At 67.8% G+C, this 26,675-nt stretch carries 22 protein-coding genes and 1 tRNA gene; 11 read left to right on the top strand and 12 right to left on the bottom strand.

The features are described 5' to 3' along the window. Window positions 1-168 precede the first annotated feature (168 nt). Both ABZ780_RS22725 and ABZ780_RS22720 read right to left on the bottom strand, forming a co-directional pair. Entirely contained in the window at window positions 169-1,305 is a 1,137-nt protein-coding gene (locus tag ABZ780_RS22725; RefSeq protein ID WP_357487379.1) for an aminotransferase class V-fold PLP-dependent enzyme, read from the bottom strand. Beyond that, on the bottom strand, window positions 1,302-2,495 hold the full coding sequence (locus ABZ780_RS22720) for a fatty acid desaturase family protein (RefSeq protein WP_357002473.1): 1,194 nt from the start codon (window positions 2,493-2,495) through the stop codon (window positions 1,302-1,304). The genes ABZ780_RS22725 and ABZ780_RS22720 overlap by 4 nt, the downstream gene beginning before the upstream one ends. Before the next feature lie 361 nt (window positions 2,496-2,856). Here ABZ780_RS22720 and ABZ780_RS22715 point away from each other — a divergent pair, with 361 nt between their 5' ends. After that, entirely contained in the window at window positions 2,857-4,110 is a 1,254-nt protein-coding gene (locus tag ABZ780_RS22715; RefSeq protein WP_357487377.1) for a helix-turn-helix domain-containing protein, read from the top strand. Window positions 4,111-4,114: 4 nt separating this feature from the next. Further along, complete coding sequence (locus ABZ780_RS22710; RefSeq protein WP_357487375.1) at window positions 4,115-4,996, top strand: GNAT family N-acetyltransferase; 882 nt, start codon at window positions 4,115-4,117, stop codon at window positions 4,994-4,996. Between the two features lie 60 nt (window positions 4,997-5,056). On the opposite strand, the gene ABZ780_RS22705 is transcribed toward ABZ780_RS22710, so the two are convergent. Continuing rightward, complete coding sequence (locus ABZ780_RS22705) at window positions 5,057-6,334, bottom strand: amino acid deaminase (protein WP_357002479.1); 1,278 nt, start codon at window positions 6,332-6,334, stop codon at window positions 5,057-5,059. Window positions 6,335-6,595: 261 nt separating this feature from the next. Between ABZ780_RS22705 and ABZ780_RS22700 the strand changes: the two genes are divergently transcribed. Then, a complete protein-coding gene (locus tag ABZ780_RS22700; RefSeq protein WP_357487373.1) occupies window positions 6,596-7,507 on the top strand; it encodes a TauD/TfdA family dioxygenase in 912 nt (303 codons plus the stop codon). Window positions 7,508-7,714: 207 nt separating this feature from the next. Here ABZ780_RS22700 and ABZ780_RS22695 read toward each other — a convergent pair whose 3' ends face one another. From ABZ780_RS22695 to ABZ780_RS22685, 3 genes are read right to left on the bottom strand one after another with little or no spacing between them, the layout of a single operon-like run. Further along, window positions 7,715-8,665: a GNAT family N-acetyltransferase gene (locus ABZ780_RS22695; RefSeq protein ID WP_357487371.1), complete on the bottom strand. Its 951-nt coding sequence runs from the start codon at window positions 8,663-8,665 to the stop codon at window positions 7,715-7,717. Between the two features lie 4 nt (window positions 8,666-8,669). Continuing rightward, window positions 8,670-9,923: a hypothetical protein gene (locus tag ABZ780_RS22690; RefSeq protein ID WP_357487370.1), complete on the bottom strand. Its 1,254-nt coding sequence runs from the start codon at window positions 9,921-9,923 to the stop codon at window positions 8,670-8,672. Window positions 9,924-9,963: 40 nt separating this feature from the next. Beyond that, entirely contained in the window at window positions 9,964-10,824 is an 861-nt protein-coding gene (locus ABZ780_RS22685) for a TauD/TfdA family dioxygenase (RefSeq protein ID WP_357487368.1), read from the bottom strand. Window positions 10,825-11,134: 310 nt separating this feature from the next. Here ABZ780_RS22685 and ABZ780_RS22680 point away from each other — a divergent pair, with 310 nt between their 5' ends. From ABZ780_RS22680 to ABZ780_RS22665, 4 genes are all read left to right on the top strand, one after another. Beyond that, window positions 11,135-12,376, top strand: coding sequence for an MFS transporter (locus tag ABZ780_RS22680; protein ID WP_357487366.1), 1,242 nt, complete (start codon window positions 11,135-11,137; stop codon window positions 12,374-12,376). Window positions 12,377-12,378: 2 nt separating this feature from the next. Then, window positions 12,379-13,611, top strand: coding sequence for an ATP-grasp domain-containing protein (locus tag ABZ780_RS22675; RefSeq protein ID WP_357487539.1), 1,233 nt, complete (start codon window positions 12,379-12,381; stop codon window positions 13,609-13,611). A 145-nt stretch (window positions 13,612-13,756) separates the two neighbouring features. After that, a tRNA-OTHER gene (locus ABZ780_RS22670) sits at window positions 13,757-13,885 on the top strand. A 55-nt stretch (window positions 13,886-13,940) separates the two neighbouring features. Next, entirely contained in the window at window positions 13,941-16,100 is a 2,160-nt protein-coding gene (locus tag ABZ780_RS22665) for a hypothetical protein (protein ID WP_357487364.1), read from the top strand. A 400-nt stretch (window positions 16,101-16,500) separates the two neighbouring features. Here the strand turns inward: ABZ780_RS22665 and ABZ780_RS22660 are convergent, their stop codons facing one another. The 6 genes from ABZ780_RS22660 to ABZ780_RS22635 all read right to left on the bottom strand — a co-directional run bounded on the left by ABZ780_RS22660 (window position 16,501) and on the right by ABZ780_RS22635 (window position 22,017). Continuing rightward, window positions 16,501-17,169: a hypothetical protein gene (locus tag ABZ780_RS22660; RefSeq protein WP_357487362.1), complete on the bottom strand. Its 669-nt coding sequence runs from the start codon at window positions 17,167-17,169 to the stop codon at window positions 16,501-16,503. A 1,102-nt stretch (window positions 17,170-18,271) separates the two neighbouring features. Next, window positions 18,272-18,700 carry a hypothetical protein gene (locus tag ABZ780_RS22655; protein ID WP_357487360.1) on the bottom strand — a complete coding sequence of 143 codons (429 nt, stop codon included), beginning with the start codon at window positions 18,698-18,700 and terminating at the stop codon, window positions 18,272-18,274. A gap of 74 nt (window positions 18,701-18,774) precedes the next feature. Beyond that, complete coding sequence (locus ABZ780_RS22650) at window positions 18,775-19,704, bottom strand: polymorphic toxin-type HINT domain-containing protein (RefSeq protein ID WP_357487358.1); 930 nt, start codon at window positions 19,702-19,704, stop codon at window positions 18,775-18,777. Between the two features lie 72 nt (window positions 19,705-19,776). Continuing rightward, window positions 19,777-20,520 (bottom strand): alpha/beta hydrolase, encoded by a 744-nt coding sequence (locus tag ABZ780_RS22645; RefSeq protein WP_357487538.1) that lies wholly within the window; start codon window positions 20,518-20,520, stop codon window positions 19,777-19,779. 97 nt (window positions 20,521-20,617) lie between these two features. Then, on the bottom strand, window positions 20,618-21,187 hold the full coding sequence (locus ABZ780_RS22640; RefSeq protein WP_357002511.1) for a DJ-1/PfpI family protein: 570 nt from the start codon (window positions 21,185-21,187) through the stop codon (window positions 20,618-20,620). A gap of 92 nt (window positions 21,188-21,279) precedes the next feature. Continuing rightward, complete coding sequence (locus ABZ780_RS22635; RefSeq protein ID WP_357487356.1) at window positions 21,280-22,017, bottom strand: GntR family transcriptional regulator; 738 nt, start codon at window positions 22,015-22,017, stop codon at window positions 21,280-21,282. Between the two features lie 300 nt (window positions 22,018-22,317). Between ABZ780_RS22635 and ABZ780_RS22630 the strand changes: the two genes are divergently transcribed. The 4 genes from ABZ780_RS22630 to ABZ780_RS22615 are packed head-to-tail and all read left to right on the top strand — an operon-like array spanning window position 22,318 to window position 26,625. After that, window positions 22,318-23,703: an extracellular solute-binding protein gene (locus ABZ780_RS22630; protein WP_357002515.1), complete on the top strand. Its 1,386-nt coding sequence runs from the start codon at window positions 22,318-22,320 to the stop codon at window positions 23,701-23,703. Then, window positions 23,700-24,647 (top strand): sugar ABC transporter permease, encoded by a 948-nt coding sequence (locus ABZ780_RS22625; protein ID WP_357487354.1) that lies wholly within the window; start codon window positions 23,700-23,702, stop codon window positions 24,645-24,647. The genes ABZ780_RS22630 and ABZ780_RS22625 overlap by 4 nt, the downstream gene beginning before the upstream one ends. After that, window positions 24,647-25,558 carry a carbohydrate ABC transporter permease gene (locus ABZ780_RS22620; RefSeq protein WP_357487352.1) on the top strand — a complete coding sequence of 304 codons (912 nt, stop codon included), beginning with the start codon at window positions 24,647-24,649 and terminating at the stop codon, window positions 25,556-25,558. The genes ABZ780_RS22625 and ABZ780_RS22620 overlap by 1 nt, the downstream gene beginning before the upstream one ends. Next, entirely contained in the window at window positions 25,558-26,625 is a 1,068-nt protein-coding gene (locus ABZ780_RS22615; protein ID WP_357487350.1) for an ABC transporter ATP-binding protein, read from the top strand. The genes ABZ780_RS22620 and ABZ780_RS22615 overlap by 1 nt, the downstream gene beginning before the upstream one ends. Window positions 26,626-26,675 lie beyond the last annotated feature (50 nt).

The following is a 26,675-nucleotide window of genomic DNA, read 5'->3' as shown; positions in this document are numbered from 1 at the left end:
GCCACCGGCTGAGTCGGGGCCGGCTGAGTCGGGGCCGGCTGAGTCGGGGCCGGCTGAGTCGGGGCCGGCTGAGTCGGGGCCGGCTGAGTCGGGGCCGGCTGAACCGGGACCCGCGACCGCTCGCCCCTCGGTGGCACGCGCGTCGGGAGCGGCCCGGTCCCGTACCGGTCAGGCGGCGCAGACACGGCGCAGCGAACGGCCGAGCGCCTCGATGTCGGCGAGGCTGTTGTAGTGGTGCACCGACGTGCGCACGAACCGTTCGATCCCGGCCGTGGCCAGGTAGAGCGGGGTGTGTGCGCCGACGCCGACCCAGGTGTTGAGCCCGTCCTCGGCAAGGGCATCACGGATCCGTTCCGGCGGCAGTCGGTCATGCGTGAAGGACGCGATGCCGCCGTGTCGGCTGCCGGGCATCAACGGGCGGGCACCGGGCGTTTGCCGAATGGTGGCGGTCAGTGCCGCGTACACCTCGGCCGACGGCGCCGGCGACGTGGTGCGGGCGTACTCGGCGGCGGCGAGCAGGCCAAGCACCGCGGCGTTGCCACGCTCGGCGGTCTCGAATTGGGCCGCCGTGGCCACGTCGAGCCGGTGCTCGTGCAGCGAGAGCGCCTGCGCGACGTGCAGGTCGTAGAACACGGGGTCGATCCGGTCCCACAGGTCGGGGCGCAGGTAGGCGAAGCCGGTGCCGCGCGGGCCGCGCAGAAACTTGCGGCCCGCCGCGGTGAGCGCGTGGCAGCCGATCGCGTCGACGTCGACGCGGATCTGGCCCACCGTCTGGCACGCGTCCACCACGTACACGGCCGCGGAGCCGGCCAGCAGGGCGCCGATCTGCTCGACCGGCTGGATCAGCCCGACCGCCGACGGCATGTGGACCACGGACACCAGCGCCACCCGATCGTCGAGGTGGGCGCGCATCCACTCCAGGTCGAGGTCGCCGGCGCCGTCCACCGGGACCACCTCGAGGGCGCACTTGCGGCGAGCGGCGAGCCGCTGCAGGGCGATGAGGTTGCCGGCGTACTCGTACGGGGTCGTCCAGATCCGGCTTCCCTGGGGCAGGGTGAGATGGCACGCGATCCGGCACCACGCGTCGGTGGCACTGGCGAACAGGGCGATGTGCTCCGCTCGCGCACCGACGAGGTCCGCGAGCACGGCGTACACCCTGCTGGTGAGGTCGACGGCGCGGGCCTGCTCGGCTTCGTACGGCCCGGCTGTGGCCTCCGCGTCGAGGTAGCCGGTCATCGCGGCCGTGACGCCGGGGGCCGGCAGGCCCGCGCCGGCGGTGTTGAGGTGGATCATGCCAGCCGTCATCGCCGGGCTCTGGCCGGTACGGGCGACTCCGCAGGCTCCGGCGGCGCCACCGGTGGTGCCGGCGCTGGCACCGGCTCCGCTGGCGGCGTCCACGACTGCCTGGCCAACGCGGCGATCTCGGCGAAACTGCGCTGACCCGGGTCGCCGGGCTCGCCGCCGGTGCGACGCCACTCGCGGTACTTCCCCGCGTAACTGATCAGGGTCTCCTTGTCCCGGCGGCCCGGCGAGCGGGTCATGATGCCAGCCCACATCCCGTCCCACAACGCGTACGCCGGATCGCCGAGCAGGATCCGGTGGGCCTTCTTCATGTTCCAGAAGGGCACGCCGGTGTTGAGGTGGTGAACCAGGTGGTAGTTGTCGTTGTGGCGCCCCAGCAGGAATCGTTCGATGGCCCAGCCGTGCCGGTTGCGGGTCATCAGGATCTGCCTGTTCTCGCTCTCCGGCAACGGGAAGTGCTCGGCGAGTTCGGACAGCCAACCGATGGCAACCGCGGTGGTGAACAGCGGCACAATCCAGAACAGGACGAATTCGAGCAGGTAGCCGCCGGACACGATCGGGGTCAACAGCACCGTCCATACTCCGAGCAGCAGCCAGCGCTCCGCCCGCAGGCTGATCGGCATGGAGACGGCAATCTGGTCCTCACGGAACAGCAGTCGGTCCTCCACCACGTAGCGGACGTACTCGAAGGTTCGCAGACCCAGAGCCGCGAGAAGAATGTTGCGCAGAAAGAAGGCCCGGTTGGAGCCGCCCGGATCGTAGATGCCGCACTCCACGTGGAAGCTGTAGTCGGGGTCCTTGTCTCGGTCCCCGAGGTAGCGGTGGTGGAGGCCGATGTGTGAGCTGCGGTAGGGGTTGTGCATGTGAAACACCAGGTGCCCGGTGAAGACCGTGCTGAGCACCAGGTTCAGGGTCTGATTGCGGGCCAGCACCTTGTGCGACGCTTCGTGCAGGAGGTTGACCAGGGCACGCTGGGTGGACCCGATGAGCACCAGGGACACGGGGTAGAACCAGTACGACACGCCCACGCTCAGGTATACGGCGAACGCCACGACCGCGTAGTCGAAGAGGACGCCGAGTATTCCGTGGTGGTTGTCCAGCCGGCACAGCTTGCGCAGCTCGCGCCGGATCTCGGGAGACAACTTGCTGAAGTCGAGGTCGGTGGGCGGGCTGAGGGTGTTCACCGAGGCCATTCGAGACTCCTCGCAGAGGGCACGCGCCGGAATGTGCACGTGGCAAAAAGCCGCCAGCAGTGGCGAACCCAGCGCCCGCTGACGACCGGCCGCGGGACCAGCCGGCGACTGGCGGAATGGATGGCGGGCGGGGACAGGGTGGCGCTCAGCGACGACGGTAGAGGACGGCAACGTCTTTGACAATGCTGTTGCCTGGCGTTGACAAGGCCGCTATTCCACGACTACCGTCAAGCGCACCAAGAGGCGCGGGGGGTCGCATACGTGACGCCGCAACCCGTCTGCATTCTGTCGTGATTCCGTGTCTCGGCAGATATGAGTCGATGCCGAGTGGCGCCGCCTCCCACACCTCAGGGATGAGACATTGGATCAGCCGCAGTTCGGTCAACGCTTGAGGGCCCTCCGATTGGGACGCGGGCTGTCGCAGGCTGCGCTCGCGGGGGATTACATCTCCACCGGCTACCTGTCGCGGCTGGAGTCGGGCGCCCGGCAACCCACGCCACGTGTGGTGGCATACCTGGCAGAGCGGCTCGGGGTCGAGGAGGCCGCGTTCCTCTCCCAGGCGAGGTCGGCAACATTGGCAATCGTGCTCGCCTCGGTCACATCGGGTGTGCAGCCCGACAGCGCCGAACGCGTGGCCGAGGCGCTCCGCCTCGACGACGGGCGCGCGCCGGAGCTGCGCTGGCAGGCCCTGTGGCTGCTGGCCGGGCTGCGCAGTGATGAGGGCGCGCACGAGGCGGCGTACGCGTTGCTGACCGAACTGCTCGCGCTGGCCGAGGAACTCGACGTGCCCGAACTGCTGGTGCGAACGTGTACCCGGATGTCGCGCTGCCTGCGGGTCCTCGGTGACATCGTGAGAGCCCGCGAGTACGCCGAGCGGGCCGTCAAACTGTCCACCGCGCTCGCGCTGCCGGACCGGACGGCCGCGCTGCACGTGCTGATCCCCACCGAGGCCGAGGCGGGCCGGCTGAGCGAGGCACGCCGGCACGCCGACCTGCTGTGCGCCCTCACCGAAGGCGCTCCGGGCACCGCGTACGTGGAGGCGCTGTGGGCCTCGGCGACGGTCAGCATGCGCCAGGGTGACTACCGTGCCTCGCAGGAGATGCTGGAACAGGCGCTGCGACTGCTGGACAGCCACGAAGATCTCAAGCTGTGGATGCGGCTGAGGCTCGCCGCGGCTTCGCTGTACCTGCAGAGCACCCCGGCCCAGGTCGCGGCGGCACGTGCCCGCCTGGAGGAGGTCGCCCCCGTGCTGCGGATGATCGGCTCCGAGCTGCACCAGCAGGAGATGCTCTCCCTGCAGGCACACCTGGCGTTCGAGGAGGGGCGGTTCGCCGAGGCGCAGGAGCTGGCTGGCAGGATCGACGATTCGGGCGGGCGCCTGTCGTTCCGGGACCGGCTGCGGATCGAGGTGCTGCGCGGCCGCCTGTCCATCGTCGAGGGCGACACCGAGGCCGGCATCGCGCACCTGCAGCGGCTGGCGCACAACGCGACCGCGGCGCACAACCTGGAGTTGGCGGCGGAGGCCTGGCGCAGTCTGGCCGAGACGCTGTCGGCGCCGGCCAGGCTACGGGGTATGAGCGCGCGACCACCGGCGAGCAGCGGAAAGGACGGGTGAGATCATGGGAGAGACGCAGATCAGGCCGATGCGGGTCGAGGACGTGCCCGCCGCCGAGCGTGCCTCGGCGGTGACCTTCTTCGAAGGCGACCGGCTCAGCCGCCGGGTGAGCGAGCCGGAGGTCCAGCCCCGGTCCGCCGCGGTGGGCAAGCAGTGGATCGATCGGATGTCGTACCTCGTGGAGACCGATCCGGGCGGCTGTTGGGCGGCCATGGACGGCGACGACATGGTCGGCTTCGCCATCTCGCAGAACCGGGAGCAGGTCTGGTTCCTCGCCACCTACGGCGTGCTGCCCCAGCACCAGGGGCGCGGGCTGGGCCGGCAGCTGATGGACGCCGTCCTCGCCCATGCCGATGGGCGGCCGGGGCTGTTCTCGTCGACAGTGCACCCGGGGGCCACCCGCCGCTACCGGTTGGCGGGTTTCCTGCTCTATCCGCAGATGCGAATGGTGGGCACCGTGGACCGGTCCACGCTGCTGGCGGTCTCCGGCCTGAGCGAGGGCGACGAGAACGACATCGAGTGGATGGATCGGCTGGACGAGAGCCGGCGCGGCGCCGGGCACGGCCCGGACCACGAATACATGATTCGCCGGATGCGTCTGGTGGTGTCCCGGCAGCCGGGTCGGCACGGGTACGTGTTCATCGACGAGGACCTCGGGCAGGCGAAGCTGCTGGCGGCCCAGGACCCGCAGACGGCGTCCTCGCTGCTGTGGGAGGCGCTGGCCTCGTCGCGCGGGTCGACCCTGATCAACTGCATCACCACGGCCAACCACTGGGCGATCGACGTGGGGCTCGCCGCCCGGCTGGACATCGGCCAGGAGGGCTACCTGGCGCTGCGGGGCATGGCGGAACCCACGCCGTACCTGGCCAGCGGCCACTTCCTCTAGTCAGCGGGCCGTCCGGTGTGGGCGGCGTCGCCACGGCGGCGCCGCCCACGGGCAGCATCGTCAGAAGTAGGTCCGGACGAAGTCGACAACGGTTTCGTCCCGCACGACCGGGATCAGCTGCCACTTGTCGAAGGCCGTGCACGGGTAGGACAGTCCGAGCATGACCCAGTCCCCCACCGCGAGCCCGTGCCCGGCGGGCAGCGTGAGGAAGGCGTGCTGGTCGTTTACCGCGCGGATGGCGCAGTCGGCCAGCTCACGGATCTCGCCGTCGACGCCGCGGACCAGCTGCGGTTCCGGCGGCCAGGCATCGAACGACAGGTCCCGCTTGCCGGCGGTCAGCAGGGCCAACCCGGGCTCCGGCATCGAGGTGACCCGTGCCCACAGCTTCAGGGCCGGCCGTAGCGAGCCGTTGACGGCCTCGCCCCGGGAGAACGGCGACATCCAGCGGTAGAAGCCGTCGTCGTGGGTGACATAGCACCCGCTGCGCAGCACGGTGGTCACCGACATGCCCGGCCACGGCCCGCCGAACACCTCGGCGACCTGGTCGAAGAAGCAGCTACCCCCTGCGGTGAGCAGGATCTCGTCGGTCTCGAACAGTCCCTCGTGATGCAGGGCGATGGTCAGTTCGCGCATGCGGTGCAGGAATTCGTTGACCACCGAGATGCTGTGTGGCGACGGGTCGTTGACCAGCACACCCTCGTAGCCGCCCACCCCGACGAGACGCAGCAGTGGGCTGGCCGCGGCCGCGCGGGCCACCGCCGTCGCTTCGGCCACCGAACGCGCCCCGGCCCGTCCGGCGGTGCGGCCGACCTCGACCAGGACATCCACCGGCGCGGCGCCCACCTGACGCAGCGAGGCTTCCATCTGGGCCACCACGTCGACGGAGTCGACGAAGCAGACGAACTCGAACGCGGGGTCCGCGGACCGTTCCTCGTCGATCCAGCGCAGCCCGGCAGGGTCGACCAGCTCGTTGGCGAAGATGACCCGGGACACCCCGAAGGCGCGGTACACCCGCAGCTGGGCGGTGTTGGCCGCGGTCAGCCCGTACGCCCCCGCCTCGATCTGACGAGCCCAGAGCTGCGGCGCCATCGTCGTCTTCGCGTGTGGGGCGAGCTGCATTCCCCGGTCGGCGCACCACTTCGCCATCGTCGTGAGGTTGTGGGTCAGGGCGTCGTCGTCGAGCACGAGCATCGGCCCGAGGAATCCGTCCTCGAACAGGTTGAGCCCACGTTCCGCGGCCTGCGCGACGGTGCAGCCGTCCAGCGCCACCGGCAGTCCCTTGTACCTCCAGGTGATCAGCTCCTGGCGGATCGCCTCCACGGCCTCGGTATCGATCATGTTTAGCCCTCCCACGAGACGACACGCTTTGCCAAAGCCTGCCAGAGTTGGCAACAGCCGGCAAACGCCAAATCCGAGTCGAAGCCGTCGAGGAGTTCTTATACTGCGGATTTAGGCATTGCCAGCACTGGCAAGACTTGGCAATATGGCTCTCAAGACCGGCGGCGTTGGCCATGCGCCCAGACGTGGAGTGTGTGTGCACCCCTCCCCAGGCTCCACGCGGGCAGAGCCGTCGACTCCGACAAGGAAGGGCAGGACCAGGTGACTCACACCATCGAGACCCCCGTCAACACCCGGGTCCGGATCCGGCAGGTGGCGGGCAACATCGGCGCTGAGATCCTCGGCGTGGACGCCGCCGAGGACCTCAGTGACGATGTGATCCGCGAACTGCGGCAGGCGCTACTGACCCACAAGGTGATCTTCATCCGGCGTCAGAATCTGGACTACGACCGTTTGGTGGCGTTCGGCAAGCGGTTCGGCACCCTGACGCTGGGGCACCCGATCTACGGCGGCCCGGAGGGCAAGCCGCTGCTGCGGGAGATGGACTCCCGCGGCGAGGGCACCCGCGCGAACTACTGGCACGCCGACTTCACCTACATGGACAACCCGCCGGCCTTCGCCTTCCTGCACAACGTGGTCTGCCCCGAGGTGGGCGGCGACACGATCTGGGCCAACACCGGTGCGGCGTACCGGGACCTGCCGGAGGGACTGCGCACGCTGGCCGACGGGCTGCGGGTCATCCACTCCAACGATTCGGACTTCACCGACGCCACCTACGACGGTGACGTGCGGACCAAGTACCTCAAGAACCGCTTCGCGGCCGAACACCCGGCCGTCCGGGTGCACCCGGAGACCGGTGAGCGCTGCCTGTTGCTGGGCGGGTTCGCGCGGGCTGTCACCGGCTACACCCCGCAGGCCGGCCGCGACCTGCTCCGGATCCTGACGGAGTACGCCACCAAGCCCGAGTACACGGTGCGCTGGAAGTGGCAGAAGGGCGACCTGGTGATCTGGGACAACCAGGCGACCCTGCACTACGCGATCAAGGACTACACCGAGCACCGCCGCGGTGAGCGGGTCACCGTCGCCGGCACCACCACGGTCGGTGTCGACGGCGCCCCCGCTGTCACGTTGCAGGGCAACACCTCCGACTTCGTGGCGGGCACGGGCATGTAGCCCACCGTCGACGTGAGCGGACCCGTTCCCCGGGTGCGCGCCGGTGCACTGGCGCACACCCGGGGTTCGCCGCGTCACCCCCCATCCCGGCGAGCCGCTGCGGGATCCATCAGGCAGCGGGGCTGGTGGAACACGGCGACGGCTCCCGGCGGGACCGGGAGCCGTCGTGTCAGCCGAGGAGTCAGGCCGCGGAACAGACAGCGCCGCTCAGGGCGGCGGGGCGGCCGCCGAGGCCGGGCGCTCACCGGGCGGCACCTGGACCACCGCGTCCAGGAACGGCGCGGCGATCCGCTTCACGTCCACCGGCTCGTCGCTGATGACGTACCCGGTCAGCTGCCGCTCGTGCCGACGGCCTGGCACATACCCGAGCATCAGCCCGGGCCCGCTCAGGTGCGTGCCGGTCAGGATCAGGTCCGCGAGGTCGCGGCCCTCGGGGTCGTGGTTGTCCTGCGACGGCACCGGGTGGAAGCCCATGGAGACCTTGAAGGGGAACAGGCCCATCTTGGTCAGGTGGCCGTACAGGTTGGGTTCATCGCCCAGCGTCACCCACTTGAAGCCCTTGTCGCGGGCCACCCGCATCGCGCCGAAGTAGAGGGTGCGGGCCAGGCTGGCCCGGCGCCATTCCTCGGTCACGGCGGAGAAACGGATACGCACCATCTCCTCGTCCGGGCACTCGCGGACCAGGCAGCCGCCGGCGATCTCCGCACCGTCCATCGCGAAGACGCCGTAGTACTTGTCCGGACCGTCCAGCATCGCGTCCCGGTACCGGCACGCGATCGTGATTCCGTAGGTCATCTCCGCCACACGCGAGCGGTACAGGTCCAGGAACCCGTCGAGCAGCGGCGCCGGCAGGGTGTCATGGACAGTCAGGGTCAGCGCGGCCTCGGCCCGGTGGATGGAGCGCCGGATGTCCTGGCGTGGCTTCGTGGCCAGCCGGGCCAGGAACTCCTCCTCGTCCGGGCCGAGCTCGGCGCGCCACGACAGCAGTTCCGGCTTGTGGACGAAGCCGAGCCCGGCGAGCTCGGGCAGGAGGTCGTCCGGGGGGTCTGGCAGGCGTACCACGTCGATGTGCTGGTCGCTGCCGCGCCACGGCCGCCGCGCCACCTCCTCCGGGGCGAGGTCAGCGACAGCCAGGCCGTGGTGGTCGGTGATCCGCACAGTGTCACCCCCTCGTCTCGGCCAGGACGGCCGTCGCCGGGGCGCCGACCGGCTCCGCGGCCACGTCGATGCGGTACCGACGCGCGATCTCGGCGCATCGCTTCGCCACCTGCGCCTCGGTCTCGGCCCGGATCAGCACGATGCCGGCGTAGACCGAGGAGTCCACCGGGCCGGCAAGGTGATCGCCGACCTTCGTGGTGATCTCGGCGTACTCCACACCCGGCGCGGCGCGCAGGTCGGCGGCGGCACTGATCGCGGTGACGGTGCCCACCGGCCGGGGCAGCATGTACTGGATCAGGTAGTCGGATCGGGACGGGACGTCCAACTCGACCGGGTCGCCGATGGAGGTGGCGATGAGGGCGTCGGTGGTGTCCACGCCGTACTGGTGTTCGAGCTGGAGAGGGATGCCGCCGCCAGCGGTCCGGCAGGCGATCTCGCCGACCAGGTAGCCGCGCGAGGACTTGAGAACCTCCAGGTGGGTGACGCCGTCGGGAAGCCCCAGCGCGGTGATCACCCGATCGTGCAGGTCGCAGATCAGGCGGGCGTCGGTGTCGTCATCCGGCAGCGTGTACGAGCCGATCACGCCGCCGAGGCTGTCGAGGACCGGGGCGAGGTACCGGGAGGCGGCGGCAAACACGACCTTGCCGTCGACGACGACCCCATCGCAGTGGAACTCGGTGTCGATGTCGACGAACTCCTCGGCCAGCATCGGGCTGTCCAGGTCGCCCAGTCGGGCCAGGGTCTCGCCAGCCATGATCGACCGGGCGTGCTCGGCGTCGCGGACGACGAACACGTTCTCCGAGCCGCCGCCGAAGGCGGATTTGAGCACGTACGGCCAGCCCAGCTCGTCACCGACGGCGACGAGCTGGCCGAGCGTGTCCACCCGACGGAACGTCGCCACCGGTAGCCCGGCCGCGGCGACCTTCTGCTTCATCACGAACTTGTTGGAGAACGCGTTCGCCACGTCATAGCTCGGCCCGGGGATGCCGAAGTAGGAACGGATGAAGCCGCCGGCGGGGACGCTCCACTCCGACGGGGCGACCACGTAGTCGAAGGGATTACGCTCCCGGATCCGCAGGGCGGCCGCGCGGACCAGATTCAGGTTCTCGATGGTGTCGACGACCTCCAGGTCGGTGCCCGCGTCGTACCAGTCGAGGTAGCCGGGCATGGAGATGACCGACAGCCGGATGTCGTCCCGTTCCTGGAGTGCGCAGCCGACGGCCTTGCGACCCGAGTTGATCAGCAGCACGTTCTTCATGTCACAGCCTCTTCCTCACGGTCCGACAGGGGCCGTGGCGTCAGCGCAGTCCGGCGCTGTATGCGGAGGTGTCACCGGCGATGGTGACGCTGGCCTGCCCGTCGATGCCGACCGGGGTCTGGCCGATGGTCGTCAGCCGCTCGCCACGACGGCGCTCCCGGCCGTAGTCGTAGATCGCGTAGTGCATGGTCGCCTGGTTGTCCCAGATGACGAGGTCACCGACGCGCCACTGCCAGCGGACGGTCTGCTCGGGCTGCGTCACGTACTCCTGCAGCAGCCGGATGAGGTCACGGCCGGCGGCCGGGGTCATCCCCACGACGCTGCGGGCGAATCCGCCGAGCAGCAGAGCGCGCTCGCCGGTCTCCGGGTGCACCCGCACGGCCGGGTGCTCCGCGACGTAGGCGGTGGACACGTAGTCGTCGCGGTGGTCCACCGTGTCGTCGGTGAAGTCGGAGTCGTTGCTGTGCAGGATGCGCAGCTCGTCGGCGAGCGCGCGCAGCGGAGCGGGCAGCGACTGGTACGCGGTGACGCAGTTCGCCCACATCGTGTCCCCGCCCACCGGCGGAATGATTTTGGCGTGCAGGAGGCAGAACGCGGGTGGGCGTTCGATGAAGGTCAGGTCGGTGTGCCAGTGGTTGGCCTTCGTGCCGTGGGCGGAGTCCATCTCGCGCAACGCCGGACGGCGTTCCGGTGCGGCGTAGATGGGGTGGCTGAGCGTGAGCTCGCCCAGCCGCTCGGCAAACGCCTGCTGGCTGTCGTAGTCGAGGTTCTGGTCGCGGAGGAACACCACCTTGTGCGCGAGCAGGGCGGCACGGACGGCGGCGACGGCGTCGTCGCTGAGCGGTCCGCTGGTGTCGACACCACCGATCTCGGCGCCGATGTTTCCCGCGAGCCGGGTCACGGTGACGGACGATGGGGCCACGAGGGTATGCGCCACGGTACTGCCTCTCTCTCCGATGAGTGTGGGCGTGGATTGCGCCTGGCTCGCCTGGCACGTACAAGGCCTTGCCATTATTGCCAATCCTGCGAAGCGGGAGCACCCTCATCGCGCCATCATCGTGACCGCATTGCCAAGATTTGGCAAGGCATGGCAACATGACAGCCGGTGGATAGCCGCGCCGGACGATTTCCCCCACGGAGTCCGCCGCACCGACAAGGCCCTGCCCGACACAGCGAGAGCCGCACCCGGCCGCGACGGCGATGGGAAGATCATGAGAAAGTTCTGGTTGTACACCGGAGCCACGGCCATCTCCATGGCCGGAAACACGTTCCTCTACCTGGCCGTGCCCTGGGCGCTGCTCGAATCCACCGGCTCCAGCCTGCTCGCCGTCACGAGCATGGCCGCCCAGACCGCGCCCTTCCTGCTCGCCCCGCTCCTCGGCGCGTTCATCGATCGGCACGACCGGCGCACCCTGTTCATCGCCGGCGAGATCGTCCAATGCGCCTCCGTGGCGATGATCCCGTTGCTGCTCCTGTTCCAACAGGTCGCCCTGGTCTTCGTCATGCTCGCCGTCATGGGCCTGGCCAAGGTCGTCTCCGACGTGGCCGGCGACTACGGCCTGATCCCCGCCCTCGTCCCCCGCGAACGACTCGACCAGGCAGCCAGTTGGTTCAACTCCACGCAGCTCGTCGCCCGGTTCGCCGGCCCTGCCCTGGCCGGCCTGACCATCGCCGCAGCCGGCGTCACATGGGCCCTCATCATCGACGCCAGCAGCTTCCTCGTCACCGCCATCGCCGCCCTGTTCCTCCCCAAGGTGCGCAGCGTCATCGAACGCCACGGCCCCACCATGCGAGAGCAGATCCGCGAAGGGATCGCCTACTTCCGGGCCCGACCAGACCTGCGCCGGCTCACCGCAGCCGTCGCGCTCTACAACCTCGGAGCCGGCGCCGTCGAACCCACCATCCTCACGATCGGCACCAGCCAGTGGGGCTGGTCCCCTGGTGCGCTCGGCATCGCCGTCTCCTTCGGTGCCGTCGCCGCTGCCATCGGCTCCTGGGTCAGCCCACTCGCACCGAACGGACCGCACCGCCGCCACCTGCGCATCGGCGTGTGGCTCGGCGTCGCAGCCCTCGGCTCCCTCGGCCTGCTGCTCGTCGCGCCCATCCTCGTCGTCATCGCGTTCTGCCTGCTCTGCTTCGGCGAAGGCGGTGTCAACGCCACGACCATGGCCTACCGCCAAGCCGAGATTCCCGCCGAACTGTCCGGCCGGGTCAACGCCGTCATCCGTACCTTCATCACCGGCACCGTGCCGCTGTCGTCACTGCTGCTCGGCCTCACCGTCGGCCTCACCGGCTCCGCATTCGTCTTTCTGCCCGCCGCGGCCACCGCAGTGCTGGCCGTTGTCATCTGGACCAGGTCGCCCACCCGTGACAGCCGGCCCACCGACCCCCGACCCGTCCGGACGGGAACACCCGCCATGGCCCACGCCGTGCCTCAGGAAACGGTGGGGTGACCATGCCCAACGTGCTGCTCATCAACTCCAACTGCCGCACCGGAGCCCGGCTCCTGCAGGACCGCCCCGACGTCCGGCTCTCCGTCATCACCATCGACAAGTACCGGCACTTCTACGACCCGGGCACCGACGTCGAACTCGTCGACTCCGTGGCCGACCTCACCGGCGTACGGCTCGCCGCCCTGCGAATCCGCGAGAGGCACCCCTTCGACTGGGTTGTCGCACCCTCCGAATGGAGCGTCCAGGCCGGCGGCTACCTGCGCTCCTACCTGGGCCTGCCCGGGCCCGGGTACGACGTCGCCAACGCGTTCTCCAACAAGTTCGTGATGAAGCAGAAACTCGCAGCGGCCGGTCTGCCCGTCACCGCGTTCCGGCGGATGGAATCCCTCGACGACACGGTCGAGGCCGCCCGGCACCTCGGCTGGCCCGTCGTCGTCAAACGCGCGTGCGGCGGCGGCGCCGGTTACGTCGTCGTCATCCGCGACCCCGACCACCTGCACGATGTCTTCGCCGACGACAGCCGCGCCGCCATGCGTACCGCACCGTTCCCCCTGCTGGCCGAACAGATGGTCGACATCGAAGCCGAGTACCACTGCGACGGCGTGGTCATCGACGGTCAGGTGCGGTTCGCGCCCGTGTCCCGCTACTTCGCCCCCGTCCTCGACAGCGTCGGCGGCGTCATCGGCTCGTACACCCTGCCCGACGACGACCCCGAAACCCACCTCATCGCCGACCTGCACACCCAGGTCGTCGACGCCCTCGGGCTCCACGATGGCGTCACCCACCTCGAAGTCTTCAAGAGCCCGGACGGCTACCTCATCGGTGAGATCGCCTGCCGCCCCGGCGGCGGCGGCATCACCGCGCAGATCCGCCACCAGTACGGCATCGACCTGTGGGACACCTTCCTCGACCTCGCCACCGGCACCAGCGTCGACATCGCCCCCGCACCCCGCGACGACCACATGATCCAGTACATGCTGCCCCGCCCCACCGGCACCGTCACCGCCATCACCAGCCGAGAGGAACTCCTGCGCCTCGACTGCGTCGTCGACGCCACCATCACCACGCGCGTCGGCGACAACGTCCGCGGCCCGCTCGACTCCTCCGTCTACGCCGGCGTCGTCATCATGCGGGCCGCCACCCCCGGCGACATCACCCGCAACGTCGCCGCCATCGACGCCGCCTTCCAGATCGACGTCACCGACGGTCGCACCAGCCAGGCTTGGTCGAGGTGACCCGCACGTCAGCTCTCGTTGCGGCCGCCAGATGCGAACCCTGGCCGTCACCGCCCGGGAGCGGCACTCCCATGTCCGCCGCGTCCGGTAGTGACCTCGAAACGGGATAGCCATGTCGGCCCGGCCGGTGCGATGATCGACATCTGGGTCGCTAGCTCAACTGGATAGAGCATTCGACTGAGTAGCGCGTCCGCTCTCCGCTCGCGCGGCGATGGGTGCTCTTCCTTCTCCTAGTTGGATCGAAGGGTTCGGGGTTCGAGTCCCCGGCGACCCACTGTGCCGCGGCTGCGGGCCGGCATCTACCGGAGTCGACCGGAACGGGGAACCACGTGCTCGAAAAGCTGATCATCCAGAAGACCCTGCGCGTGCCGGCCAGCACCGGCGCGGCTGGCGATGGCACTCCGGTGGCCCGGCAACTGGACGTGGCGCTGCTCGATGTCGGGTTCTCGGCGTCGCGGGCCCTGCTGGAGCACATCGGCACCCTGGCCCCCGCGCCGGCGATGGACCTGGCCGCCACGGTCGTCTCGGCGGTACGCGAACTGGTGGGCGACCATGTCCGGCACAACGCCTATTTCATCGGCTTCCCGGATGACGTGCCGGACACTGCCGAGTTCTGGACGGATCGGCTGCGGGCGGCCGTTTTCACCGGCGGAGGCACGGCAACCGACGAGCAGCTGCGGGACGCCGTCGCCTCGGGTGCGGTGAACCTGCTGGATCTGCCGGCTTATGGGACCTACCAGCACACCCATGCCGAGCTGTTGGCCGCGCACGACGAGCTGATCACCGCAGCCGGTGACCGGGTGACCGTGCTGCGCCTCGGTGACGCCGTCGACGTGGAGGCAACGAGGCTGTATCTGGCCCTGGCCGGTAGCTCAACGCCGCATGGCGAGGCGGGCCTCGCGATCCTCAGCGAGCTCGCGGTCGCCTGCGTGGACGGCGCGCAGCCGGCCGAGATCCCGGTACGGGAGAACCGTGCCGTGCTCAACGGGATCCGGCTCGTCCTCGGCCGGCCGCTGGTCGGCGTGGACACGACGACCGACGTGCTGCGTCTTGCCTGCCAGGTGTCCGACGGGGATGCCTCGCTCCGGACACCCACGCGATTCCGCGCCTTCCGGCGCCCGGAGCGGCGGATGCTGCTGGCCGCGCTGAACGATGTCGTCGGCGCGAGTCCAGGCAAGCTCGGTGACGTCGTGCGCTACGCGGAGCGGTGGAAGCGGCTCGGGGAACGGCTGCACCCGCACGAGTACGACCAGTGGCCGCACGCACAGGCGGTGTTCGAGGTCGCGCGTGGCGAGCGGCGGGTACGCAACCTAGCCGGTCGCGCGGAGGCGGAGATCCGCGCCGGAGCCATCGGTTCGGCCGCGTCGGTGCTGTCGGCGGCGCCGGGCCTGCTCCTGCGATCCGCGGACCGGCTGCTGCGGCTGGCGTCGGAGCCGCAGCGAAGCGGTGTTGTCGAAGCGGTCGCTGGCGCGCTCGGCTCAGCGTCGGGCCGGGTGCTGCTCTCGCTGCGGGAGCATATGGACAACCGGCTCACGCCCATGTCTGCCCGGATGTACGCGAGCCGCTCGCGCAGCGCGTGGGTGGGTCCCGACGAGCGGCCACCGCTGCCGGCCGAGCTGGTAGCCGAGCTGTCGTCGCTGCTCGACGCCGAGATCAGCGCCCGGCTGCCGCAGCCGGAACGACCGCTGGTGGTGGACCCCGAGGTGCTCGACGTAGCACTGCCGCTGTCCGGCAAGGCGGCCGACGGCGGATTCGCGGTCCTGCCAAGGGGCTCCCGGGCGTCGGTCTCCGGTGAGCTGCTGCGCTTCTTCACATACTGGCGCCAGGCAAGTCGTCGTACCGACTACGACTTGTCCGTGCTGCTGCTAGATGACGAGTTCCACAGTGCAGGCCAGGTGTCGTGGACGAACTACCGCCACGATGGTGTGGTGCATTCCGGCGACATCACCGACGCGGCGGACGGGGCGACCGAATTCATCGACGTGCCCCTGACGACCGGCGGACGCTATGTGGTTCCGCAGGTCCTCATCTATGCGGGCGAGTCGTTCGACGAGGTCGCCGAGTCGATGTTCGGGTATCAGGCCCGCACACGGGACCAGCTCGGTGCCCCCTTCGACGCACGGACGGTGCGGGCGCGTTCGCACCTGCGCGGCCAGGGCCGGATCGCGCTGCCGATGGTGTTCGCCAGGAGCGAGGGCGGCTGGCAGGCCCTGTGGCTTCACCTGTACCTGCCGGGTACGCCGTCATTCAACCGGGTGGAGGACAACACCTTCACCACGGCCGACCGAGTACGAGCGCTGATGGAGCGGCGCTACCTCACCGTGTCCTACCTTGTCGACCGTTGGCGGGCACGGGCCGAGGTAATGACGTGGAACGGCCGGCTACCGGACGAGCCAATCACGTTCATCGGCATTCAGGCGCCTGAGGAGCTGCCAGACGGGTCTGATGTGTATACACTGGATCGGCTCAGTGAGCTGATCCCTGAGTAAGCGGCGACAGCCGAGGCCATGCGGGCGCTTCCTTCTATTCCCGTTCAACTCGGGAACCTCCGCGCAAGCGGAGGATGTGGTAATTCAGCTTCCGCGCTTTCCTCGGCTCTCGCACCACAGGATCGGTGGTCATCCTCATCCGATCCGACCAGCTTGACAGCGCGACGCTGCTTCGAAGGTGAGATTCGAGTCTCGACCTCCGCGATTCATGACGCCGCCAACGCGATGGCTCCACAGCCACGCGTCGATGGGCACGCTCCGCAACGCGGATCGGGCCGTTCTCCCCAGCTCGCGCGACCTGCCCGTCTCGCGGATTGACCAGCGGAACCGCCGAGATGGCACCACTACGCAGCGGGGTGGCGCTTCACAAGCGATGCCCTGGCCCTCCCTACCGCGAATATTAGGGCGGAGGCGCACTCGTGCGAACGAGGTCTTCGGGGCCCGCGACATCGAACACGAAGCTCTCTCCGTCTGCCAGGTCACGAATCGAATTGGCAAACGAACCCCAGTATCTCATCAATGCCACGTCGTGAATTGCGGACACATTTTCGCGGACATACTCACCACCAAGGACGAACGGAACACGTGCCAAGAGACGGTAACCTGGCCGAATGGCGCCGTGAACTGCCTGCCAAGCATGAATAACCGGATAGCCGGTAGCGACCCGATAGTTCTCAAGAACTCCACTAGCCCACTGCTCGATATTGTCAACGACAACCCGTACGCCGCCAGTCTCAGAATTGAACGAAAATACGTGCGCCTCATCAATCGCAAACTGGTGCCCGAAGGCATCTTCAGCGAAGAAGCAGAACCTATCGTCTATCAAGCTTTGATAGGAATGCCTCCATAGCTCAGAGGAATTCCATGCCGAGATGTCGTGGGCACCGTCAGTTCGGCGGGCCGCAGGCCTAACATGCAGCGCAGACTCGAACACGTAGAAACCGTTACGATCCACCAGCAGTTCATGAAGTTGATTACCGAGACTACCCGCAGGCAGATCTTCGCGACTTGGCTCGGTGCGGCTGATTGGGCCGCTCGCGATGTCGAGCAGCTTACGGACGAGGGTCACCCGGAACCCCAATCATATCTAGGTTGTGAATCCTCACGACCACACGACCCATCCGGAATAACCACCAACTGATTCTTCATAGCAGAACCGGCACCGCGATTGTCGCCGACTCCAATATGCTTGACGCTCGCAATGGTGCCACCCTCGGCGAAGATCGCCGGAGGGAATTCGTCCCCTGTCCAATCATCGCCGCCGGCCGGTCGATTGTGAGCTGCCAGCCAGTGCCTGGGTGCCACCAGCACTGGCTCCCGCAGCCGCGCCGTCGAAGGGAGAAAACGCTCACTACCGCCTCACCTTGCCAGCAGTGGCAGTTGACACGCTTATCGTCAGCGGATCGCCCCTCCCTATACCCAGCTCTTGATTCCAAGTCGCGCTGCCTCCTCTCTAATCAAAATCAACGAAGCTCTGGCCCCCTTTAGCGCTGCAGAAAACGAATCGGCCAGCTCGCGGCCCACATTCCTATCGATCTCGACCCCGTGATCTGCGAACCCAGTGTAGCGGGACCATGAAGACTCAAAGAGTTCATAAGACTTTGCGTACGCACCGCTGTGCCGAACCCAACTAGAACGATCGATTAGACCCTTTATCCGTCCTAGTAAATGATTCATTTCAGCGTGCACGGCAATCATCTCGCCCGCCATCGCCGCAAGGTGGCCTCGGGTACCGGGATGCGTTAGAACCTCGACGAAAAGGCCAAAGGGCCCAGTGTAAGCCTTCATGATCACCTCCTCGTCGGATAGAGTTCCGGCGGAATCATGGCCAACCGAATCCGGGGAAGCTTTCGAACCAGGCGGCCGAGGCCGTGACGATCCCCTCGCGGGTCAGCCCGATCGCGACTTCCGGGGATCGGCGCCCCGCCGCTACGCGACGAGCCCACGGACAGCCCGACCGCCAGCCGATCGAGCCAGTAGCCCACGCCCCCTCATCTGACCGCGCTGCTGCCCGTCGCCCGGTCAACTGTCCACCTTAGACAATATCTATCTATTCGCATGCATGCTAAGTGTCTGGCAGCAACCCGGGGCACACAACCACGCACTTCTACACACGAAGCTACGGGGCCAGCACGCCCCGGAGTTGTCCGACTACGCGCGAAATTGCAAGGTCACCGCTGCCCAGCTGGTGTTATGGAAACTCCCTCAGCTGGTTCATTCAGGTCATCCGGAGAGCTGGTAAAGAGTTCAACTCCGGTAGTCGAGATTGTGTACGATGAGTCACCATCGAACTCAACCGGGAGGCCGCCCTGAGCCAGTTCCTCAAGCACGGTTCCAAGAGGCCTTCCGGTTAATTGAATTCCGCCAAGCGATACGGCAGTTTCGCCGCCTATTTCTATGAAATTGAGGTGGTCCAGCTCGTCGTAGGATAGCATGACCATTCCATCCGGATACATGTCTGTCACCCCCGCGCCCGGCACACGCTCGAAGGCCTTATAGCCCCCGAGACGCTCACGATGACTGGAACGGCTTTCCCCGAACCGTGCACGATCAAGGCCGATCCCAGGCAGGACTTCCAACACGCTTGAGCCCTCTGGCATGGTCAAACTCCTCTTCGCTCTCCTGCAGTGCGATCAGCCTATTCCTATGGTCAGCATCTTGCCGAACGAGGGCATCAACCTGGACCGAGACATGTCGGCAAATTGCTGAGCATCTCATGTATCGCGTCATCATACTTAGAGCCAAACTTGCTCTGAATATCGTCGATGCCCATCTTTATCGCCCCAGCCCAATCGCCAGCGTCAACCAACGCTTTCTGTCGCGCCCGGTAAGTCTTCGCGCCAGCGCCCGATCCCCAACTCGCAGTCTGATAGTGGTCAAGGGTGTCCATCTGAATGGCAGGACCTCTGGCCGTGGATAGCGGGCTGACGCTATTTGCGGGCATGTGGTTACGTTCAATACCAGACCCTCGCGGCGCATTCAGTTCCCATGCGGGCCGCCCCGATATGGACCACCAGCGACCGCACACGGCATTGTTGACGTTGTGAACGAGGACTGGCGTGTCGCCGGCCATCACATAGTACGTATGCAGGTCGGCGACGGTGAGGTCCCGCATGTTCTCGGAGCCAACGTAGTTGCGTACCTCGGCGACGGTCGCGCTCGACGGACCGACCGTCAACAGCGCAGCGCCGACTGCCAGCGCGCCGGCCAGCACCCACGTCCGAGCCGTCTTGTCCCAGAACAGATGGTTCTGCGTGGTCTTTAGAGTCGTCGTGCTGGTTGCGGCCGTCGCGGCGGACCGGGTGATCACCTTGACATCGGCCAGGTCTTTGTCCCGGTTGAGGTGCAGGGCGGTGACAGGCTTGGCTTCCGTCCGGCCGGTCTTCGGGTCGGTCGCGGTGACCTTGTCGCCGATGTTGACGTCCTGGATTGGCCGCGTGTTGCCGTCCGCCATCAGCACTCGAGTGGCGGGGGCAAAGCTGTGGCAGGTCCGGCGCCTTGGCGAACCCGCCGGCCATCGCTCCCTTGCCGTGAACCCGGCGCTGCTGGCCGGCTTGGTCCGCCGCTTGGTGCGCCACCAGCGCGGCTTCGGTCGCGTCGCCACGCGGTCACCGCATCCGGTGCCGCCTCCCGACCTCGTGACAGGGCTGCTCGCCGACCATTCACCCCGCAGCAGTTAGTGACCTCGGTCCGGGCGGAGGAAGCACGACAGCAGTTGCCTGAACTCGTGTGGGTGCTCGATCGCCGGCACGTGCCCGCATCGGCCGAACACGTGCAGACGGACATCGGCCAGGTGTTCGAGCAGGGGCTGGGCTGCCGTCCCGAGCGGGGTGACCCGGTCCTGGGCACCGTGAACGAGCAGCACGGGCAGGCGGATCGTTGCCAGCGTCTGCGCCGAGAGGGCGAGTTCGTCGGCCCATCGTGCCCTGGGTGGAGGGAACAACGACGCGAATGCGGCCGCCCCCGCGCGCATCGCCGTTGCACGGGCCTCGACGGCCGAATCGGTCACGAGCGCTTGGTCGGAAACAAGGCGACTCAGCATGTCCCGTGCCCCGAGCGGGCCGGCGGGGGCGGCCCAGATCGCGTCGAGCTCGGCGGACAACGGGGCCCCGGGGGCGCCCATCGTCGAGACCGCCACGACACGGGTGACCTGCTGGGGGCGCGCGGCCGCCAACGCCAGCGCCACGGCACCGCCCATGGAGTGACCCACCACGGCGTAGTGCTCGATACCGAGAGCATCCATCAGGCCCGCGGCCTGCTCCGTCCACAGCCGGAGCCCGCCCTTGGAGCCCTCCGGGATAGGTGTGCGGCCGAACCCCGCCTGGTCAGGAGCCACCACGTGCAGGGACGTACCCAGCGCCTGCGCCGTCGTTGCCCAGGCGCCGGACCCGGTCGTGCCGGGTCCGGAGCCGTGCAGCATCAGCACCGAGGGCCCGGTGCCGCTCTCCAGGACGTGTACAGGAGACCCGTCGACTGTGACGGTCCGAAGTGCCGTCACCGGGGCAGGCCAGGTGCGCTCATGCCGGGGCGGAGCCGACGGACTTCGAGAAGAGCTCCATCATCGCCCGGCCGAATTGCGGCATGTCGGGCCACCCCCGGCAGGAGACGAGGTTGCCGTCCACGACGTCGGGAGCGTCGATAACCGTCGCGCCCGCGTTCTCCATGTCACCCGTGATGGGCGGGAAGCACGCCGTCTTTCGGCCCTTCAGCAGCCCGTACACCGCCGGCACCTGAGCGCCGTGGCACACCAGCGCGATGGGGAGGTTGCGGGCGAAGAAGTGCTCGGTGATGCGCCTGACGTCGGCGTCGACCCGGATCCATTCGGGGGCACGGCCCCCGGGAATGATGAGGGCGTCATAGCGCTCGACGTCGACCTCGGCCCAGGGCACGTCGACCGGCAGCTTCCGGCCGTTCTTCTCCACGTAGGCGTCGGAGTTGGGGTCGAACTCGTGGATGACCAGTTGCACGTCACGCATCGTCCGTGACGAGACGTCGACGTCCCAGCCGCCCTCCTGCACTCGGTAGTAGGGATACATGGTGTCGAGTTCCTCGGCGGCGTCGCCGGTCAGGAGCAGCGCTCTGGGCACCTGCTTCTCCTCGCATCTATTGGTGGTGGGGTGAGGTAGATCCAATCCGATCCGATCCGGTTGAGTTAGCATTCCCCGACCCAGTTCACCCGTCAAGCCTCTACCGCCATCGCGTCCTCGACCTCGTCGAACACTCGTCGGAAGCGCTCGCCGGAGCGCAGGATGTGCCGTCTCATCGCGTACGCGGCGGCGTCGGGATCGCGCGCGGCGATCGCGGCCACCACGTCCTCGTGCTCGGCCATGGCCAGGTGGGTGACCTGGGCGTCGCGGTGCAGCCGGAAGAGATGCACGTGGCTGTGCAGGCGGGCGAGCGTCTCCCGGATGACCTGGTTCTCCGCGCTGTAGGCGACGAGATCGTGGAACGCGGCGTCGCGCAGCCCGAAGGCGCCGTACGCCGCAGGCCCGCTGCCTCCTTCCAACGCCTCCATCTCCTCCAGCATTCGTCGCAGACCGGCCACCTGGTCAGACGATGCGCGTTCGGCCGATCGGCGCGCCGCAGCCGGCTCGAGCAGCAGTCGGACCTCGAGCATGTCCTCGAATCGGTCGCGGGTGATCTGGGGTGGAATGCGGTAGCCGGCATGCGGCACTCGCACGACCAGTCCCTCGGCCTCCATGCGGTTCAGCGCGTCCCGGATCGGCGTCTGCGACACCCCCAGCTCGCGCGCCAGGACGTCGATCGTGACGCGGGAGCCGGGCTCGATCCGTAGCGACATCAGCTGTCCGAGCAGCGTGTCGTACACCTCGTCGGCAAGCCGGCCGCGAGATCTCCCCGGCGGCGTCGCACCCGTCGCGGCCCCACGGCCCCGCACGATCATCGGCTCGTCGTCCATCGTGACCTGAGGTCCTCTCTTGCGCCTTCGTGAAGCTGTTGACATCAGTCACAGTGCTGCGCCATGCTGACGCCCCCGCCAGATCGTATAGGAAAAGTGGCGGGAGCTAGCCATCCCGCTCCTCGCGGCGCCTCGAGACGCCGGGGCGCGGGACGGCGCCGCGAGAGCCCGGCAACGCCTGAACAACCCGCAACTGCTCGGCGAAGCACATAGCGAGGCCTAGAAGTCCCCATCCAGAAAGCAGGCCAGGATATGCGATACCCGAAGCGAATAGGACGATCGGCTACTCCCCGGCGAAAGGTGCAGTTGGCGGCGGCGGCCATGCTGCTGCTGGCCACGACCGTGGCGGCGTGCGGCGGTGGCGAGGACGACGGCGGCAAGACCAGCGCCCCCAAGGCGCCAGCGACGATCCCGGAACTCACCACCGACCCGCTGACCCTCAGCTTCATCTGGTTCGACTGGCCGCCCGCCCACGCCCTGGAAGACTTCGCGAACGCGGAGTACAAGAAGGAGCGGCCGAACGCGACCATCAAGGTCAACACCGTGCCGAACGCGAACTGGCACGACGCGATGTTCACCCAGTTCGCCGCGCGCAAGACCGACTTCGACATCGCGATCCTGGACTCGCAGCACATCGGTGAGGCCGTGACGAACGGCAACATCCTCGACCTCACCGACTACGTCAAGGGCAACATCGACGTCAACGCCTACAACCCGTACCTCCTGGCGGCCTACGGCCAGTTCCCGCAGGCGGAGACCGGTAAGCGTGACGAGAACGCCAGCCTGTACGGGCTGCCGCTGCTCGGCGACACCTGGACGATGATCTACCGCAAGGATCTGATCGGCGACAAGCCGCCGCAGACCTGGGACGAGATGATCTCCGTGGCCGCGAAGTGTCAGGCGGACAACCCCGGCGTCAGCGGGCTGGCCTTCCACCAGGCCAACGGCTCCGACGCGGCGGCCGTCACCTACAACACGGTCAACGGCGTCTACGGCGGCAACCTCTGGGACGCCAAGACGCGCAAGATCGATGGCGTCCTCAACGACGCCGCCGGCCACGAGGCCATGGACGTCCTGGTCAACAAGATGAAGCCGCTGACCGCCAAGGGCTCCGGCAACTGGTTCATCGACGAGGTGAACGCGGCGGTCGCCCAGGGCAAGGCCTGCATCGCCTTCAACTGGATCGCCGCGAGCGGCGGCCTGCTCGACCCGAAGCAGTCGACGCTCGGCACTTCTCGTGAGCAGATTCTCGACAAGCTGGGCTTCGCCACCCTGCCGAGCCAGAAGACGAACCTGGTCCCTCTCGGCGGCATGGGAATGCACGTGTCGGCCTACTCCGCGAAGGCGAACCAGGCGGAGGCCCTGAACTTCATGAAGTGGTTCCAGCGGGCCGACGTCCAGAAGAAGTGGGCCGCGGCCGGTGGCGTGCCATCGCGTACGGACGCGCTTCAGTCGCCTGAGTTCCTCAACGCCGGGCCGTTCAACCAGGTGTACGCCGACTCGGTTCCGCGGATGCGGGACATGTGGAACGTGCCTGAGTACGCGCGCCTTGTCGACATCGAGAACACCAACGTGAACGCGGCGCTCAACGGCGCGAAGGACCCGAAGGCGGCGCTGAACGACATCGCCAAGGAACAGCAGGGCGTGCTCGACTCCAGCGGCCGCAAGGGCGGCGGCGGACTGTGAGCGACGTCCCTCTGACGACCGACCAGCCCGGGCAGGTGGCGTCCACGACGCCACCTGCACCGGGCCGGTCCCGCCGGCTGAGCGACCGAGGGCTCGCCGTGGCCTTCATCTCCCCCGCGCTGCTGCTGTTGCTCGGCATGTCGGTGTTCCCGTTGCTGTGGGCGTTGTACCTGTCCTTCACCGACTACTCGGCCACCCGCGGTGGGCCCGCCAACTTCGTCGGATTCGGGAACTACACGGCCATCCTGACGTCGGCGCAGGTCCACCAGCGGGCCCTCACGACGTTGATCTACGTGATCGGCGCGGTCGGTCTGCAGACCGTGCTCGGTTTCGGCATCGCCTACCTGATCTCACGGCGCACGCGCGGACGAGGAGCGCTGACCACCCTGTTCCTGGTGCCGATGATGCTGTCACCGGTCGTGGTCGGGCTGTTCTGGAAGTTCATGCTCGACGCGCAGTTCGGCGTGGTCAACAGCATGCTCGGCTCGCTCGGCCTGGGGCAGGTGGAGTGGCTCACCCGGCAGCGAACGGCGTTGCTCTCACTGATCGTGGTCGACACCTGGCAGTGGACGCCGTTCATCATGCTCATCGCACTCGCGGGCCTCACCGCGGTACCGAAGTACCTGTACGAGGCCGCCTCGATCGACCGGGCGTCCGAGTGGTTCAAGTTCCGCACCATCACTCTTCCGCTGGTGTGGCCGTTGCTGCTCATCGCCGTGATGTTCCGGGCCATCGAAGCGTTCCGGCTGTTCGACCTTGTCTACATCCTCACCAGCGGCGGCCCGGGTGTCTCCACCGAGACGTTGTCGTTCCACGTCTACAAGGTCGCGTTCCTGGGCTTCAACACCGGAACCGCTTCGGCGTACGGGATTCTCATGGTCCTCGTCGTCATCGTCCTCACGCAGCTCTACCTGCGCTACCTGAACAAGCTCAAGGAGGACTGATGGCCGTCTCCGTCGACGAGACCGTGTCCACGGATCCTACCCCGGATCGCACGCGGCCCGCGCGCCGCAGTGGCGGCCGAGGCCGCTCCGCGCTGGAGATCGTGCTGCTGATCGTCCTGGCCGTCGTGATGCTCTTTCCGGTGCTCTGGATGATCGAGACATCCATCAAGGAGAACCGGGACGTCTACGCCATCCCGGCCAAGTTCTTCGGCTTCACGGTCACCATGGACCACTTCAAGGATGTGTTCGTCGCCCCCGGCGGCGGTCGCTCGGCCCTGTCCGTCGCGTTCCTCAACTCCGTCGTGGTCGCCGGGGTCTCCACGGTGCTGGCCACGGTGCTGGGGGTTCCGGCGGCCTGGGCCTACTCGCGCTTCGCTGTGAAGGCCAAGAAGGACCAACTGTTCTTCATCCTGTCCACCCGCTTCATGCCGCCCGTGGTGGTCGTGGTCCCGATCTTCCTCATGTACCGCCAGGTCGGACTCATCGACAGCAAGATCGGCCTGATCCTCATCTACACCGCGTTCAACGTCCCGTTCACGATCTGGATGATGAAGGGATTCGTCGACGAGGTGCCAGCCGAGTACGAGGACGCCGCCATGCTCGACGGCTACACCCGCTTGCAGGCGTTCTGGAAATACACCCTTCCCCTGCTCCTACCCGGCATCGCCGCGACAGCGGTCTTCGCACTCATCTTCTCGTGGAACGAGTTCGTGTTCGCCATCTTCCTCACCTCCAGCGACAGCGTCCGGACGGCCCCACCCGCCATCGCCGGCCTCATCGGCGGTACCACAGTGGACTGGGGTCTCGTGGCCGCCGCCTCCGTGGTGTTCGCCCTACCGGTGCTCGTCTTCGCGTACCTGGTGCGCAAGCACCTCGTCGCCGGCGTGACGCTCGGGGCGGTGCGACGCTGATGGCGGGCATCGAGGTGACCGCCCTGCACAAGCGCTACCCCGACGGGACGGTCGCGGTTGATCGCGTGGACCTGTCCATCGACGACGGCGAGCTGTTCGTGATGCTCGGCCCTTCGGGTTGCGGCAAGACGACGACGTTGCGGGCGATAGCCGGTCTGGAGAGGCAGACGACGGGCGACATCCGCATCGGCGACACGCTGGTAAACGACCTGCCGCCCGCCGAGCGCGACATCGCCATGGTGTTCCAGTTCTACGCGCTCTATCCGCATTTGAGGACCCGCGACAACCTGGCGTTCCCACTGCGGGCCGAGGGACTGCCCAAGTCGGAGGTGCACAAGCGGGTCGACGAGGCCGCCCGGCTGATGCGGCTCGGACCGCTGCTGAACCGGCGACCGCGCCAGCTGTCCGGCGGGGAGCAGCAGCGCGTCGCGCTCGCTCGTGCCCTGGTGCGACGGCCGCGCGCCTTCCTCATGGACGAACCTCTCACCAATCTGGACGCGGAGCTGCGGGCGGACATGCGCACGGAGATCAAGCACCTGCAGGGGGAACTGGGCGCGACGATGGTCTACGTCACCCACGACCAGGTCGAGGCGATGTCGCTCGGTCACCGGATCGCCATCCTCAACAAGGGTCGCGTCGAGCAGATCGGCACGCCGCTGGAGGTCTATGACCGTCCGGCGAGTCTTTTCTGCGCCGCGTTCATCGGCTCCCCGCCGATGAATCTGATCGATGTGGAGGTGGCCGACGGGAAGCTGCGCGGTCAGGGCGGACTGGTCCTCACGCCACCGCCGGGCGTACCGCGCGACCGTCAACTGGTCGCGGGCGTCCGGCCGGAGGCGCTGGAAGTCACCGAGCCAGGGGCGGACCGTTCGGTCCCGGCCCGCGTGGTCTCGGCGGAGTGGCTGGGCGACGAAATCATCTACGTGGTCGACCACAGCGGCCAGCGTGACGTACGGGTTCGGATGCCACCGACGGTCCGCTTCGCCACTGACGCACAGGTCGGGCTGCGGCACACCGGCGGGACCCCGGCGGTCTACGACGTGAGCACGGAAGAGCTGGTGGCCTGATGGGAACCGTGGCAGTGCAAGGGCTGCGTAAGTCCTTCGGAAGAGTCCAG

The organism is Micromonospora sp. NPDC047467, from assembly GCF_040643095.1.
Taxonomy (GTDB): domain Bacteria; phylum Actinomycetota; class Actinomycetes; order Mycobacteriales; family Micromonosporaceae; genus Micromonospora.
The sequence above is the reverse complement of the archived record's forward strand: the minus strand, read 5'-3'. Positions and strand labels throughout refer to the sequence as shown.